Source organism: Dactylosporangium sp. NPDC049140 (assembly GCF_040648435.1).
On the sequence record NZ_JBEZDS010000056.1, the window covers coordinates 20769 to 35397 of the forward strand.

The 14629-nt window shown below is 73.2% G+C and carries 8 protein-coding genes and 1 pseudogene; 4 read left to right on the forward strand and 5 right to left on the reverse strand.

Features of this window, described 5'->3' with window-relative positions; translation table 11 throughout:
• Nucleotides 1-75 precede the first annotated feature (75 nt).
• Nucleotides 76-2892: a BTAD domain-containing putative transcriptional regulator gene (locus AB0B76_RS49555; RefSeq protein ID WP_360390274.1), complete on the reverse strand. Its 2817-nt coding sequence runs from the start codon at nt 2890-2892 to the stop codon at nt 76-78.
• A gap of 339 nt (nt 2893-3231) precedes the next feature.
• Between AB0B76_RS49555 and AB0B76_RS49560 the strand changes: the two genes are divergently transcribed.
• Complete coding sequence (locus tag AB0B76_RS49560; RefSeq protein ID WP_360390276.1) at nt 3232-3810, forward strand: hypothetical protein; 579 nt, start codon at nt 3232-3234, stop codon at nt 3808-3810.
• A gap of 217 nt (nt 3811-4027) precedes the next feature.
• On the opposite strand, the gene AB0B76_RS49565 is transcribed toward AB0B76_RS49560, so the two are convergent.
• Nucleotides 4028-4993 (reverse strand): hypothetical protein, encoded by a 966-nt coding sequence (locus AB0B76_RS49565; RefSeq protein WP_360390279.1) that lies wholly within the window; start codon nt 4991-4993, stop codon nt 4028-4030.
• Between the two features lie 90 nt (nt 4994-5083).
• Between AB0B76_RS49565 and AB0B76_RS49570 the strand changes: the two genes are divergently transcribed.
• On the forward strand, nt 5084-5464 hold the full coding sequence (locus AB0B76_RS49570; RefSeq protein WP_360390282.1) for a hypothetical protein: 381 nt from the start codon (nt 5084-5086) through the stop codon (nt 5462-5464).
• Nucleotides 5465-5476: 12 nt separating this feature from the next.
• On the forward strand, nt 5477-7003 hold the full coding sequence (locus AB0B76_RS49575; RefSeq protein WP_360390285.1) for an alkaline phosphatase D family protein: 1527 nt from the start codon (nt 5477-5479) through the stop codon (nt 7001-7003).
• A 299-nt stretch (nt 7004-7302) separates the two neighbouring features.
• On the opposite strand, the pseudogene AB0B76_RS49580 reads toward AB0B76_RS49575, so the two are convergent.
• The 3 genes and pseudogenes from AB0B76_RS49580 to AB0B76_RS49590 form a co-directional block, all read right to left on the reverse strand.
• Nucleotides 7303-8643 (reverse strand): annotated as a pseudogene (locus tag AB0B76_RS49580) (AfsR/SARP family transcriptional regulator); the annotation flags it as partial.
• Entirely contained in the window at nt 8640-9776 is a 1137-nt protein-coding gene (locus AB0B76_RS49585) for a GH25 family lysozyme (protein WP_360390288.1), read from the reverse strand. The gene AB0B76_RS49585 and the pseudogene AB0B76_RS49580, both read right to left, overlap by 4 nt.
• 11 nt (nt 9777-9787) lie before the next feature.
• Nucleotides 9788-10666 (reverse strand): peptidoglycan-binding protein, encoded by an 879-nt coding sequence (locus AB0B76_RS49590; RefSeq protein ID WP_360390291.1) that lies wholly within the window; start codon nt 10664-10666, stop codon nt 9788-9790.
• Between the two features lie 79 nt (nt 10667-10745).
• On the opposite strand from AB0B76_RS49590, the gene AB0B76_RS49595 reads away from it, so the two are divergent.
• The gene (locus AB0B76_RS49595) at nt 10746-14558 is read left to right on the forward strand and encodes a helix-turn-helix domain-containing protein (RefSeq protein WP_360390294.1); all 3813 of its coding nucleotides are present in this window, start codon (nt 10746-10748) and stop codon (nt 14556-14558) included.
• Nucleotides 14559-14629: the final 71 nt, after the last annotated feature.

Sequence of the window (14629 nt, forward strand, 5' to 3'; positions counted from 1 at the left end):
CAACCGAGTTGCCGGTCGTCGGCGCCGATGTGGGCCTTCCAGCAACGCCGGTCAGTCGCAGCTCGAGGTGATTCGTCAGCGTCCGGCGGCGGGCTGGAGCAGGTCCGCGATCTGCCGCGCGTCGGGGTGGCCGAGTTGCTCGTAGCGTTCGTACGCCTCCCGCCACGCCTGTCGGGCGTGGTCGGGCCGGCCCGATTCGTGCAGCACGTGACCGAGTTCGGCAAGCGTCGCCGCCTCGTTGTAGAGGTCGCCAAGGGTTTGGTAGAAGCGGATGGCGTCGCGGTAGCAGCGGGTGGCTAGCTCATGGTCGCCGAGCTGGCGGTGTGCGTGGCCGAGCGTGTCCCAGGTGGCGGCGACCGCTGCGGGGTCGTCGACTTGCTGGAACATCGCCAGAGCCTGCTCGCAGTGGTCGATGGCGTCGGTGTGGCGCCCGAGGAGGGTGTGGAACCAGCCGATGGCGTTGTGCAGCCGGGCCAGGCCGGTGGTGTGGCGGGCGGTCTCCGCGATCGTGAGGGCCCGTTCGACGAGGGCGAGGCCGCGCTGCGCGTCGCCTTCGGCCTCCGCTCCCCAGGCCATATCTTCCAGGACGATGGTCTGTCCGTGGACGTCGCCGTTCGAGGTGAACAGGTCGAGCGCCTCTCGCAGCAACGGCGCGGCTTCGCCGTGCTGCCCGGACCTCGCGTAGCCCATGCCGATGCCGTGCAGCGAGCGGGCCAGTGCGCCGCGGTCGCCGAGGCGCCGGGCCGCGTCCGCGGCGAGCTGACCGGCGGCGCGCAGTGCCTGCCAGTGGCCCTGTCGCAGCAGGTACGGCGTCAGGGTCCACGCGAGCCGCCACGCGTGCTCGTCAAGACCGAGTGCTGATGCGCGGGCGGCGGTGGCGGCCAGCGACTCGTGTTCGGTGTGGAACCATGCGAGCGCGGCGTCGGCCTGATCCGGTGCCTCGGCCACGACACCGTGCCGCCGTGCGGTCAGTGTGATGGGCACTTGGAGCGGGTCGAGCAGGAGCGCGGCGGGGTGCGCGGTGTGCAGGTAGTGATCGGCCAGCCGGAGCATCGCCGCTCGGCGGTCTTCCGCGCTGTCGGTCGTTTGCGACTGCTCGGCGGCGTACGCCTTGAGCAGGTCATGAAGCGTGTACCTTCTGGCGGTGTGCTCGGTGACGAGATGCGCCGAGGCCAGCTCGGCCAGCAGCGAGCGGGTGTACGCCGCCGGCAGGCCGGCCAGGCTGGCCGCGGCCAGCTCCTGGATGTCGGCGCCCGGATGCGTTCCGAGTAGGCGGAGCAGCCGGGCGGCGTCCCGGCCGAGGGCCAGGTAGGACCAGGACAGTACCGCCCGCAGGTCGGTGACGGGATCGCCGCCGTCGAGGGCGTCGAGCACGGTGGACGCGTCACGCAGTTCGGCCGTGGCCTCTGCCAGCGGCAGGTGCCGGCGGGTGGTGATCCGGGCGGCCGCCACCGCCAGGGCCAGCGGAAGCCGGGCACAGCGGTTGACGATTTCGTCGATCAGGGGTTCCCCGGCGTGCAGCGGGCCGCCGATGCGGCTTGTGAGCAGGTTCCGGGACTGCTCGGCGGTCAGCAGATCCAGGGCCAGCGGGGTGGCACCTTCGATCGCGACCAGCGACCGCAACGGATCCCGGCTGGTCACCACGGTCAGGCAGCCCGGCGCGCCGGGCAGCAGCAGCCGCACCTGTTCCGCGTGGCGGGCGTTGTCCAGCACGATCAGCAGCCGTCGACCGGCGACCGTGCTGCGGTACACGGCGGCGCGTTCATCCTGGTCGGAGGGGATCTGCTGCGCCGGAACACCGAGCGCGTTGAGGAACGCGCGCAGCACCGCGGCTGGATCGAGCGCGGGTCCCGACGGGTCGAAGCCGCGCAGGTTGACATGGAGCTGCCCGTCCGGGAAACGCGCAGCGGCGGTGTGCCCCCACCGTACGGCCAGGGCGGTCTTGCCCACGCCGGCGGTGCCGGTGATCACCGCGATCGAGGTGCCCGGAGCGTCCCCTTCCGTGTCGCGCGCGAGCGCCTCGAGCTGGGCCAGCTCGGGTTCGCGTCCGACCAGGCCCGCCATCGCCGGCAGCTGCGCCGGAACGGGCGGGCGACGAGGAGCCGGGTGCCGCTCCAGCGCCGGGTCCTGCTGGAGGATCTGCCGCTCCAGCCCGCGCAACGCCGGCCCGGGGTCCAGGCCGAACTGTTCGGCGAGATGGTCGCGCAGCCGGTGGTAGACGGCGAGGCCCTCGGCGCCGCGACCGCACCGGTACAGTGCCAACATCAGCTGCCCGGCGAGTCGCTCGCGGGCCGGGTGCGCCGAGCAGGCATCGGCGAGCTCGTCCAGCAGACGGGTGTGCTGTCCGAGCCGCAGCCGGAGGTCGAAGCGGTCTTCCACAGCTCGGAGGCGGGCCTCGGTGAGGCCCGCGCCGAGCCGGTCGCGTACGTCGGGTTGTGCGGCGTCGGCCAGTGGGCTGGTGCCCTGCCATAGCGCGAGGGCCTGGTCCAGCAGGGTCAGGCGCCGCTGGTCCGAGGTTTCCGCGTCGGCCTCGCTGAGCAGCGCGCGGAAGCGCTGCGCGTCGACCGCCATCGGGTCGATCCGCAGCGCGTACCCCCCGGCGGCGCCGACGATCGCGGCGGCGTCGCTCACGGGCGCGAACGCGATGCGCAGCCTCGACGCGGAGACCCGCACCGCGTGCCGGGCGGTGCGGGGAGGCGCCGCCGGCCACATCAGGTCGACGATCCGATCGACGGGAACGTGCCGGTTCGCCTCCAGGGCCAGGATCGCCAGCAGCAGCCGCTGCTGGCGAGGCCCGAGGTGTAGCGGGCCCTGTGGTGTGTGCGCCGACACGGCACCGAGGAGACACACCCGCACCGGTACGAGCGGTGGCTCGGTGGGCTGCGAACGCATGATCACCCGTTCCGCATCGTGAGGCTGGCTGCCGCCATCCGACGCTAGCTCGCCCTCGCAACCCGGACGCCGGCCGTCGCGAGGTTGCTCCGAGCACGCCGCACTGGTTGTGGCCGCACGGCCCGTGCTCGCGGTGATGGTGGTGGCTCCGGTCACGCCGTTGTTGGGCGTGCCGGCAGGTCGGTCGCGGCTTTGAACGGACGCTGATGTTGTTCTGAACCCGTCCGCCGATCCTTGATCGGAACGGCCCGGACCGGGCCGGTTCGCCTGGCCCGCACTTCGCGGGCCAGGTCTCGTGATCGGAGGACGAGCATGCGCGTACCCGCAAGGGCAAAGCGCTTGGCACATTGGACACTGCTGATCGCACTCCTGGGGGCCGCCCTTGCCGGCTGCGGGGCGGGAGCGGAGGACACACCCGGCGCCCAGCCGCCGGCCGTCCTGCCCGCGACCGGGCAGAACGCGGCCAACAGCACCTACCCAGACACTGAGGAAGGCGCCAAAGCGCTGCTGGAGGCGCTGCGGGCAGGCAACGACCTCACGCTCGTGCAGCACTTGGAGCCGACGACTGAGGACTACCAGGCCGTGTTCGAGGGTGACCTCGCGGCCAAGGCCGAGCGGTACTACAAGGCGAAGCTGTGGAACGGCAGCGAGGTCAAGGTCGCCGGGAAACCGGGACAGACCGAACTGAAGGTCTTCATGGCCACAACCGAGGAGATCCGGGCCTGGTCACCGGCCGTCGCGGCGAATTTTCCCGGCGGCTACCAGCAGATCGGCCCGCACCTGAAGCCGGGCCTCACGGTGTACCGGTGGAAGTACACCGAGCCGGGCGACGACCTCGGGCTCGCCTTCGAGGGACTGGTCAACGTCAACGGGCACTGGGTCTGGGTCCCCAAGGTGTGGCAGGTCCTGGAGGCCTGACGCACCGGCAGTCCACGGCACGGCGGCCACCCGGCTCACCGGGTGGCGCTGGTCTGGACAGCGGCGCACGGGTGGGCGCTCGCTGAGAGTCGGTAACCTTTCGTCACCGGGGCGCAGAGAGGGACATGGACGCCGTCAACGGCTTCGACCCCGTAGATAGAGCCGACACCGGTCCCGGGACCCAGTCCTCCACCACTACCGTCTCCCGCGTACACGTTCACGCGTCGGCGATGGTGAACACGCCGATGTCGTCGGCGCTGGTGCCCTGGGCCGGGACGGACTGGTTGATGGAGGCCTCGACGCCGACCCAGCCGTGGAACACGCCATCGCTGTCGACGATCTCCAGCATCGGCTTGACGTGGGAATTGCCGGTGTAGCACGTCTCGCCGCGGGCGTCGGCGAGCACGGTGCGCCAATGCCAGATCGTGTCCCGCCGGTCGGTCGCGGTGGTGTTGGGCCGGGACAGGTAGTACTGCGTGCCGCTGGTGACGCCGCCGAGACAGCGGCCGCCGGCACACGGCGTCCAGTCGCGGTTCCAGAACGGGCTGCCGTCGCCGTGGTCGACGTACGGCGTGCCGTTGTCGGTCTTCCACAGATAGTAGTCATGGATCAGCCGGCTGGTGTCCACCATGGACAGTTGCTGGGTCGACGCGCGGGTGGTCCAAGCGGCGTTGCTGCCGTAGCCGAAGCCGACGGTGGCGCCGAACGAGTTGTCCACAAAGGACAGCTTGGCCAACTTTCCCGGCGCGGGCTGGCTGATCGTCCACTCCTCCCAGCCGGTGGTCCCGTCCCAGGTAACCCGCAGCAGGGAGCCGGTGGCCGTGTACGTGCCGTGCAGGGTGTTCGGGGCGCCGGCGGACTGGAAGCCGTTGGCGGTCCGGACCGTGCAGTTGCGGGCAACGCAGCCGGACGCCGACACGCCGGTGGAGCTGCGGGTGACGCGTTCTCGCTGGGTCCAGTGCCAGTGCGCCTCGCTCACCTGGCCGGTGTCGTCGAACTCGTACGTGCCCAGCCGTACCCAGTTGGTCCGCTCGCTCGCGGAGACCTCGCCGATCGCGACGACGAACCGGTGCAGGCCGGCCGGCGCCCCGGCCGTTGGCAGAGCCGACGCGGGCCGAGCCGTCGCGGGCAGGGCGGCCGTCGCCACGGCGGTGGCGGTGGAAAGCAGGAGTCGCCATTTCATGCGGCCACTCAAGCAGGCCGTGCTATGCGGACTGGTACGCATACCCAGCTGTAAAGGCGACCGTAAAGCAGGACCGGGCAGCATGAGCCGATGCGGAAGACACGAATCCTGGTGGGAGCCGGTGTGGCGGCGGTCTGCGGTGCGCTGCTCGCAGCGGCGCCGGCGCAGGCCGACAGCACGGCGTGCACGCCGTCGGGCTGCGCGGGGAAGGCCGAGTTCGTCTCGTACGGCGAGCACCTGTGGGTGTACGACATGCTCGCCGACGGTCACTCCGCGGTGGCCCGCTACTGGCTGCAGGGCGGCACCGGGCCGTTCTCGGTGTGGAGCTCGGGAGGCACGGGCACTGCGGTGGACGCCGACCTCGATCTCGCCGAGGGCAGCTGGATCTACTACCAGGTCTGTCTCGGCGAGGCCGCCACCCGGACCATCATCGCCGGCAGCTGCAACGCCGGCGTCACCGACTACGCGTGAGGGCGCTGACCGATGCGAGGTTCAGAGCACAACATCAGCCGGCGGACGTTCGTGCTCGGCGGTGCCGCGGCGCTGGCCGTGGCGAGGTTCCCCGCGCCGGCCGCGACGACCGTCCGCTATCCGTTCACGCTCGGCGTCGCCTCCGGTGATCCGGCCCCGGACGGCTTCGTGCTGTGGACGCGACTGGCCCCGGCACCGCTGAACACCGACGGGCTCGGCGGGATGCCGGCCGAGCCGTTCGAGGTGACCTGGCAGGTGGCCACCGACCAGGGGATGACCGACATCGTGGCCACCGGGACGGCCGCCGCGGTACCGCAGAGCGCACACAGCGTCCACGCCGAGCCCGCCGGGCTGCAGCCGGGCACGGAGTACTACTACCGGTTCGTGCTCGGCGAGCACGTGTCGCCGGTGGGCCGCACCCGTACTGCCCCCGCCGCCGGGACGCTGCCGGCGCAGCTGCGGTTCGCCTTCGCCTCCTGCGCGCACTTCGAACAGGGCTGGTTCCACGCGTACCGCTACCTTGCCCAGGAACGGCCGGACCTGATCCTGTTCCTGGGCGACTACATCTACGAGAAGGTGTCCAGCGCCGCGACCGACGTGCGCGGCTTCGTCGTCACCGGCGAAGTGCAGACGCTCGCGCAGTACCGGCAGCGGTACGCGCAACAACGCACCGATCCCGACCTGCAGGCGGCCCATGCGGCAGCGCCCTGGGTGGTGGTCTTCGACGACCATGAGGTGAAGAACAACTGGGCCGGCGCGGGAACCTCCGACCCGTCCGTGGCCCGGCGGTCGGCGGCGTTCCAGGCGTACTACGAGAACATGCCGGTGCGGTCGACGGCGCTGCCCAGCGGACCCGCCATGCCGCTGTACCGGCAGCTCGACTGGGGCACCCTCGCCCGGTTCCACATGCTCGACACCCGGCAGTTCCGCACCGCCCAGGCCGCGACCGGCGACTGCGCGGCGATCCGCAGCACCGGCCGCACGCTGACCGGCGCGGTACAGGAGCAGTGGCTGCTCGACGCGTTCACCGATCACACCCCGCGCTGGGACCTGCTGGGCCAGCAGGTGATGTTCGCGCAGACCGACACCGACGGCGCGCCGTCGACGTGCGACGTCAACACCGATGCCTGGGACGGCTACACCGCGCAGCGGAGACGCATCACGCAGGGCTGGGTCGACCGCGGGGTGCGCAATCCGGTCGTGCTCACCGGCGACGTGCACCGGCACTGGGCGGCGAACCTCAAGATCGACTACTGGGACACCGCGGCCGCGCCGGTCGGGACGGAGCTCGTGACGACCTCGATCTCGTCGATCAACACGAGTGCCGACCCGTCGGCCGCCTTCCTGGCGAAGAACCCGCACGTGCGGTACATCGCGAACAAGCGCGGCTACGTGCGAGCGGTGCTCACGCCCGAGCAGCTGACGGCGGAGTTCGTGACCGTCTCCTCCGCGCTGGAGCACGACCCGTCGAACGTGACCGCCTCGGTCGCGAAGCGGTTCGTCATTCTGGACGGGCAGCCGATGTTGCAGGATGCGTGAGCCAACTCCCGGGCGTAGAGCAGCACGAGCGCGTCGAGGCGGTACCGCTGCGGTCCCTCCGAATCCACCAGGTGCGCGTCGACGAGCTCGTCGAGTGGCCCCCGCGGGACCGGCGTCTCGGGGACGCCGCGGCCGAGCATGCGGAACAGCTCGCGGGCCGGCGCTGACCGGCCCAGGTAGGCCGCCCGGAGGCTGGCGCGGACCGCCACGTCGCCCGCGGTCAGCAGGTCCAGCCGGGTGCACCCGCACTCCAGCGCGGCGGCCAGGTCGGTCATCGTCCAGTGCGGGCGGCTGGCCAGCCGGGCCGCGGCGACGCGCAGCGCGAGCGGCAGGCCGCCGCACAGCCGCACGACCCGGGCCGCGGCGGCGTCCGGCGGCGCACCCGCCGCTCGACACAACAGCTCGAGCGCCGGTGCCGCGGCGAGCGCGTCCACCTCCACCGCCCGCGCCGGGTCCAGGCCGGGCAGCCACGAGTGGCTCGCGATCAGGACGGCCGTCCCCGCCGCACCGGGCAGGGCGGCGCGGACCTGACGCTCGTCGGCCACGTCGTCGAGCACGACGAGCATCCGCCGGTCGGCGATCAGCTGCCGGTAGTGCGCGGCGCCGTCGGCGCCGAGCGTGCGCAGCAGCGGGTCGAGCGACCCGCCGGTGGCGCGGAGGTTCACGTAGAACTGCCCGTCCGGGAACCGTTCGCGGACCTGGTGCGCCACCTGCAGGGCGACGCTGCTGGTGCCCGCGCCCGGGCGCCCGGTGACGACCACGGCCGCCGGGCCGTCCGGAGCCTCGAGCAGCGCGCGGATCCGGCGCACCTGCGCGTCCCGGCCGGTCAGGCCGGCGGTGGCCCGCGGCAGCTGGCACGGCGCGGTCACGGTTACCGGCGCCGGGGTGACCGGAGCGCCGGCCCGTTCGCCCCGCAGGATCGCCAGCTCAGTGGCGCGCAGGTGGCCGGCCGGCTCGATGCCGAGCTCCCGGACGCTGAGCCGGCGGCCCTCCCGGCAGGCGGCGAGCGCGTCGGCGGTCCGGCCGCACCGCTGCAGGGCGAGCGCCAGCCGGACCCGCAACCCCTCGTGCAGCGGGTCGGCGTCGACGAGGCCGGTCAGCTCAGGGACGAGCTGGGCGTGCCGGCCGAGGCCGAGGTCGAGGTCGAGCCGGCGCTGGAGCACGGTGCTGCGTAACTCACCGAGGCGCCGGGCCTCGCCGTGGACGAACCGGCCGGTCAGGCCGTCCAGTGCGGGGCCCCGCCACAGCGCCAGGGCCTTGCCCAGCGTGCGGCTGGCGTCCTCGGGTGCGTCCTGGCGCCCGGCCTCCGCGACCTGATCGGCGAACAGCGTGAGGTCGACCGTCGCCGGCGGCACGCAGAGCCGGTATCCGTTCGGCGTCGTCTCGACGACCCGGCCGGCGTCGCCGGCCAGCACGAGCAGTCGGCGCAGCATCGACATGTACACGTGGATCTGCTTGCGGGCGGTGGCCGGCGGCGCGGCGTCCCACAGGCATTCCAGCAGGTGTTCGACGGTCACGACCTGTCCCGCCCGCAGCGCCAGCACGGCGAGCAGCGCGCGTTGTTTGCGCCGGTCCAGCTTGACCGGCCGGCCGCCGGCGGCGAGTGTCACCGGCCCGAGCACCCCGATCTCGACCGTCATGAGACCAGCGCCTGCCAGGTCGCCGCGTCGACGACGCCGTCGGCGGGCAGGCCGCGGCCGGACTGGAACGCGGCGACGGCGGCGGCGGTCGCCGGGCCGAACACGCCGTCGACGGCCAGCGTCGCGCCGTGGGCGGCGAGCTCGGCCTGGGCCGCGCGCACCGCCGGGCCGGTGCCGCCCTGACGGACGGTCACCACCAGGCGCTGCCAGGTGTCGGGGCCGACGACGCCGTCCGCGGTCAGGCCGGCGGCGGATTGGAACGCGACGACCACGGCCCGGGTACCGGCGCCGAACACCCCGTCGACGGCCAGGCTCGTGCCGTGCTCGTTGAGCAGGTACTGCACCGTGGTCACCACGCGGCCGGTCTGGTTCTGCTGCACGTACGGCCAGCTGGGCGGGGGCGGCGGCGGGGTGTAGTCGCCGAGCGCGAAGGCCCGCAGGTCGGCCGGGCCCCCGTTGAACACGTCCTGGTCGCCGGGGAAGGTGCCGGCGCCGTGGTTCTGCCAGAAGGTGTACGTGCTCCAGCCGTTGGGAAGGGACAGCGGCGAGGCCGCCGGGCGGGCGATCCACAGCGGGTCGTCCACGGCGAACGTATCCGTGTTGCCGGTGCAGGTGTTCCACCAGTCGGTCGTGGTGTAGATGACCGGCGACCGGCCGGTGCGGGACCGGTACCGCGCCGTGAACGACGCGATCCAGCCGATCATCGCCGTCCGGCCGAGGCCGTAGCAGGTTCCGCCGGAGCCCGGGTTGTACTCGATGTCCAGTGCGCCCGGCAGGGTCCGGCCGTCGGCGGTCCAGCCGCCGCCGTGGTCGACGAAGAAGTCGGCCTGCGCGCTGCCGCTGGAGGCGTCAGGGTGGGCAAAGTGGTACGCACCGCGGATCAGCCCGGCCGACGCCGCGCCGTTGTACTGCTGCCCGAAGTACCCGTTGACATGACCGGTGCTCTCGGTGGCCTTGATGTAGGCGAAGGACGCGCCACCGGCCGCGACCGCCGGCCAGTCGACGTTGCCCTGGTAGCCGCTGACGTCGAGGCCGCGCAGGCTGGTGGTCGCGGCGGCGGCGCCGGTTGGCTCCCAGAGCAGGCCGCCGAGCAGGGCGCAGAGTGTGGCGGCGGTGAGCGCGGTGCGGAACACGTCTCCCCCGATCAGAAGTGCACGAGGCCGTAGAACACGGACCCGGACAGTGGATAGCTCTTGTCGAACACGCCGTACTGGCCCGGGTTGCCCGGGTTCGTGGTGTTGCCGGAGATCACGTAGACCGTGGAGCCGCTGACGTGGTCCACCACGCCGATGTGGTACCGGTTGTTCGCGCTGCCGAAGATGATCAGGTAGCCCGGCTGGGCGAGGCCGAGCCGGCTTGTGCCGTACCACTTGTCGTGTGCGGTGGCCCAGTCGTAGACCGAGGGCACATAGGTCATCTTCGGGATGTCGATCCCGGCCGTCCGCCACACCCAGGTGGCGAACGACGCGCACCACTCGTTGCAGATGCTGTACTCCTTGCCCGGCACGCAGCGGTTCGCGTTGGCGACGGTGCCGATCTCGTTCTTGGCGATCTGCACCACTGCCGCTCCGGTGCCCGACGGGCTGTGGCAGTCGGGGACGACCCGCTCGATCCCCATCGCGGCCATCGTGACCGGTCCGGCGATGCCGTCGACCTCGAGGCCGTGCGCGGTCTGGAACGCCTTCACGGCGTCGCGCGTCGCGGGGGCGTAGTCACCGTCGGCCGGGACACCGGCGGCCGTCTGTACCCGGCCGACCACGGTCCGGAGCCGGCCGAGCGTCTCGTCGCCGATCAGACCGTCCACCGTGAGGCACTGATCGCTCTGGAACGCCGATGTCGCCGCCCGGGTCTGCGGGCCGGCGAGCCCGTCGACCTCGCCCGCGTTGTACGCCAGCCCGTTCAGGTCGGTCTGGGCCAGCTTGATGTCGGCCGCGCTCGCCGTCGTCGCGGCCGAGGCGACCCCGGGCAGGAACAGGATGGCCGCCAGCAATGCGAGGGTGACCAGCGCAGAAGTCCGTCTCATGAGCACTGGTTGTACCGGCCGGACGTTGTCCGGTGTCGATGGATGGACACCGGACAACAATCCTGCGGATAATGGCGCGATGCCTCGGACCGAGCGGCCGCTGGACGATGGTGACGACGCGCTGACAGCGTTCGCAGCCGAGCTGCGCATGCTCCGCAAGAAGGCCGGCAACCCGCCCTACCGCAAGCTCGCCCAGCTCGCGCACTACTCGAGCTCGACCCTGGCCGACGCCGCCGCCGGGCACCGGCTGCCGAGCCTCAACGTCACCCAGGCGTACGTGCGGGCCTGCGGCGCCGATCCGGCCGAGTGGGAACAGCGGTGGCACGCCGTCGCCGCGGACCTGGCGGAGGTGGCCGGGGCGGCCGATCCCGGCGCGGACCCGCCGGACACCGGCTGCCCGTACGTCGGCCTGGTCGCGTTCCAGGCCGTCGACGCGGACCGGTTCTTCGGCCGGGAGCGGCTCACCGCGCAGCTGGTCGAGCGGGTCCGCGTACACCGGCTGGTCGTGGTGTTCGGTGCGTCCGGCTCCGGCAAGTCGTCGCTGCTGCGGGCCGGGCTGCTGCCCCGGATGCCGGCGGCGGTGCTGTTCACGCCGGGGCCGCGGCCGCTGCAGGAGTGCGCCGCGCAGCTGGCGGCGGCGGGCGGCGGCTCGGCCCTGACGGTCCACCGCGACCTGGCCGCGAGCCCGGAGGCGCTGCACCTCGCGGTGCTGCAGGCGCTGGCCTCCGTACCGGCCGGCGCCGAGCTGCTGATCCTGGTGGATCAGTTCGAAGAGGTCTTCACCCAGTGCGAGGACGAGGGGGAGCGCGAGCGGCTCATCGCCGCCCTGGTGTACGCCGCCGAGGCACCCAACAGCCGCTGCCGGGTGGTGCTCGGCGTGCGGGCCGACTTCTACCCGCACTGCCTGCGCCGCCTCGAGCTGGCGACCGCGCTGGGCGAGGCGCACTTCCCGGTCCCCCCGATGACCACCGAGGAGCTGCGCCGCGCGGTCAGCCAGCCGGCCGTCGACGCCGGCTGCACGATCGAGGGCGCGCTGGTGGCGAGGATCATCGCCGAAGCCACCGGCCGGCCCGGCGTGCTGCCGCTGGTCTCGCACGCCCTGCGGGAGACGTGGCTGCGCCGGCGCGGCAACGCGCTGACGCTTACCGGGTACGAGGCCTCGGGCGGACTGCGCCACGCCCTCGCGCGCACCGCGGACACCGTGTACACCGGTCTGGGCCCCGAGCGGCAGCGCCTGGCCCGCAGCGTCTTCCGGCAGCTCGTGGCGGTCGGCGAGGGCACCGACGACACCAAGCGCCCGGTCGAGCGGGATCGGCTCAGCGCGTCGACGGCGCCGGTGCTGGAGGCGCTGGCCGCCGCGCGGCTGGTGACGCTGGACATCCACACCGTCGAGCTGGCCCACGAGGCGTTGCTGCAGGCCTGGCCCCGGTTTCGCGCCTGGATCGACGAGGACCGGGCGGGCCTGCTGATGCAGCAACAGCTCTCCGACGCGGCCGCGCAGTGGCAACGCGACAAGCGTGATCCGGCGCAGCTCTACCGGGGTACGCGGCTGGCCGCCGCGATCGACTGGGCCTCGCACCACGCGGAGGACGTGCGCGGCAGCGCGACAATCACGCAGTTCCTGTCGGCGTCGAACCGCCACGCGAACCGGGTGGCCCGGTTGCGCATGGCGGCGTTCGCCGCGCTCTGCGTCCTGGTCGTGCTGGCCGCCGGCGGTGCGGCCGTCGCGGTACGGCAACGCGCCGACGCGCGGGCCGCCCTCGTCCGCGCCGTCGCCGCGCAGACGGCTTCGGAGGCGCAGCAGGTCCGCGGCACCGATGTCTCGCTCGCCGCGCAGCTCAGCCTCGCCTCGTACCGGCTCCGGCCGACCCCGCGAACCTACGCCGACCTGATCAGCACCGAGAACACGCCGCTGTCCACCGAACTGACCGGTCACACCGGCGCCGTGTACAACGTGGCCTTCAGCGGGGACGGGGGGACCCTTGCCTCGGCCGGCCGTGACGGCACCGTGCGGCTGTGGAACATGACCGGCACCGGGCCGCGGATGCTCGGCGCTGCGCTGGCGACCGGCACCGGCTACGTCTACTGGGTCGCGTTCAGCCCCGACCGGCACACGCTCGCGACCGCCGGGCGGGACGGGACCGTGCGGCTGTGGAACATGACCGACCCGGCGCACCCCGTCCCGTGGGGACCGCCCCTGCGGGGCCACACCAGCTACGTCTTCTCGGTCGCCTTCAGCGCCGACGGCACCACGCTGGTCAGCGCGGGGTACGACCATCGGCTCATCCTGTGGAACGTGGCCGACCCGGCCCATGCCACGGCCTGGGGACCGCCCATCGACGCCGGCTCCGCCGCGATCGCCTCCGCGACGTTCAGCCCGGACGGGCGCACCGTGGCCAGCGCCGGCCACGACCACACGATCCGGCTGTGGAACGTGACCGACCCGGCCCGGCCGGCTCCGCTGGGCGCGCCCGTCGCCGGGCACACCGACACCGTCTACGCCGTCGCGTTCAGCCCGGACGGGCACACGCTGGCCAGCGTCGGCGACCGGACCGTCCGGCTGTGGGACCTCGCCGACCCCGCCCGGCCGGTCGCGCTCGGCCAGCCGCTGGCCGGGCACACCGACACCATCTACGCGATCGCGTTCAGCCCCGACGGGCGTACGCTCGCCACCGCCGGCGCCGATCAGGGGATCCGCCTGTGGGACGTCGCCGATCCGGCCCGGCCGGTCGCGCTCGGCCGGCCGCTCGCCGGGCACACCGGCTACGTGTACTGGCTAGCGTTCCGCCCGGACGGCACCGCGCTGGCCACCGCGTCGGGCGACGGCACCGTGCGCCTGTGGGACCTGCCACCGACCGTCCGCACCGACCACACCAACTACGTCAACACCGTCGCGTTCCGGCCCACCGACGGGGCGGTATTGGCGAGCGGCGGTTCCGACGGCACGGTGCGCCTGTGGGGCGTCGACGGCGCCGGACACCCGGCCCGGCTGGGCCCGCCACTGGCCGGGCACGCCGCCGCGGTGGTCAGCGTGGCGTTCAGCCGGGACGGCCGGACCCTCGCCACCAGCGCCCGCGACCACACCGTGCGGCTGTGGAACGTGACCGACCCGGCCCACCCGGCGCCGGCCGGCGCGCCATTGCCGGCCAAGGCCACGGTCGGTTGGCTGCGGTTCAGCCCCGGCAAGGACATCCTCGCCGCGGCCGTGGCCGACGGGACGATCCAGCTGTGGGACGTCGCCGACCCGGCCGTACCACGCCTCGCCGGGCAGGTCGCCGGCCGGCCGGACACCGCCTACCGCCTCGCGTTCAGCCCCGACGGCGGCACCCTCGCCAGCGGCGGCACCGACGACACGCTGCAGCTGTGGAACGTGGCCGACCCGGCGCGGCCGGTCGCCTGGGCGCCGCCCCGCACCACCACGGCGGGCGGCGTGGTCGGCGTGGCGTTCAGCCCGGACGGGCACACCGTCGCCACCGCGAACCAGGACCACACGCTGCGGCTGTGGAACGTGACCGACCCGGCCGACCCGACGCCGATCGGCGAGCCGCTGACCGGCCACACCGGCATCGTGTACTCGGTCGGCTTCACCCCGGACGGCGCGACCCTGGTCAGCAGCAGCGACGACGGCACCATCCGGCTGTGGGACGTGACCGACCCGGCGCACCCCGCCGAGGTCGGTCCGCTCGCCGGTCATACCGCCGCCGTCGACACCGTCGCGGTCAGCCCGAGCCGGGCCGTCCTGGCCAGCGCGAGCGACGACCACACGATGATGCTGTGGGACCTCGACGTAGACCACGCGATCGCGCGGATCTGCGCCGTCACCGGCGGCGCCCTCGACGCGCAGCGCTGGCGGCGGTACATCCCGGAGATGGCGTACCGCAGGCCCTGCTGACGCGGGACCGGCGAGCGTACCCGTTCGCTAACCGGTGTGTGAACCACCACGGCGCAGTCTGGCCCGGACCG

Excerpts from the sequence above, each read along its gene's own strand:
- AB0B76_RS49555 (WP_360390274.1), bottom strand. The coding sequence starts at position 2,892 with ATGCGTTCGCAGCCCACCGAGCCACCGCTCGTACCGGTGCGGGTGTGT.
- AB0B76_RS49565 (WP_360390279.1), bottom strand. The coding sequence starts at position 4,993 with ATGAAATGGCGACTCCTGCTTTCCACCGCCACCGCCGTGGCGACGGCC.
- AB0B76_RS49570 (WP_360390282.1), top strand. The coding sequence starts at position 5,084 with ATGCGGAAGACACGAATCCTGGTGGGAGCCGGTGTGGCGGCGGTCTGC.
- AB0B76_RS49575 (WP_360390285.1), top strand. The coding sequence starts at position 5,477 with ATGCGAGGTTCAGAGCACAACATCAGCCGGCGGACGTTCGTGCTCGGC.
- AB0B76_RS49590 (WP_360390291.1), bottom strand. The coding sequence starts at position 10,666 with ATGAGACGGACTTCTGCGCTGGTCACCCTCGCATTGCTGGCGGCCATC.
- AB0B76_RS49595 (WP_360390294.1), top strand. The coding sequence starts at position 10,746 with ATGCCTCGGACCGAGCGGCCGCTGGACGATGGTGACGACGCGCTGACA.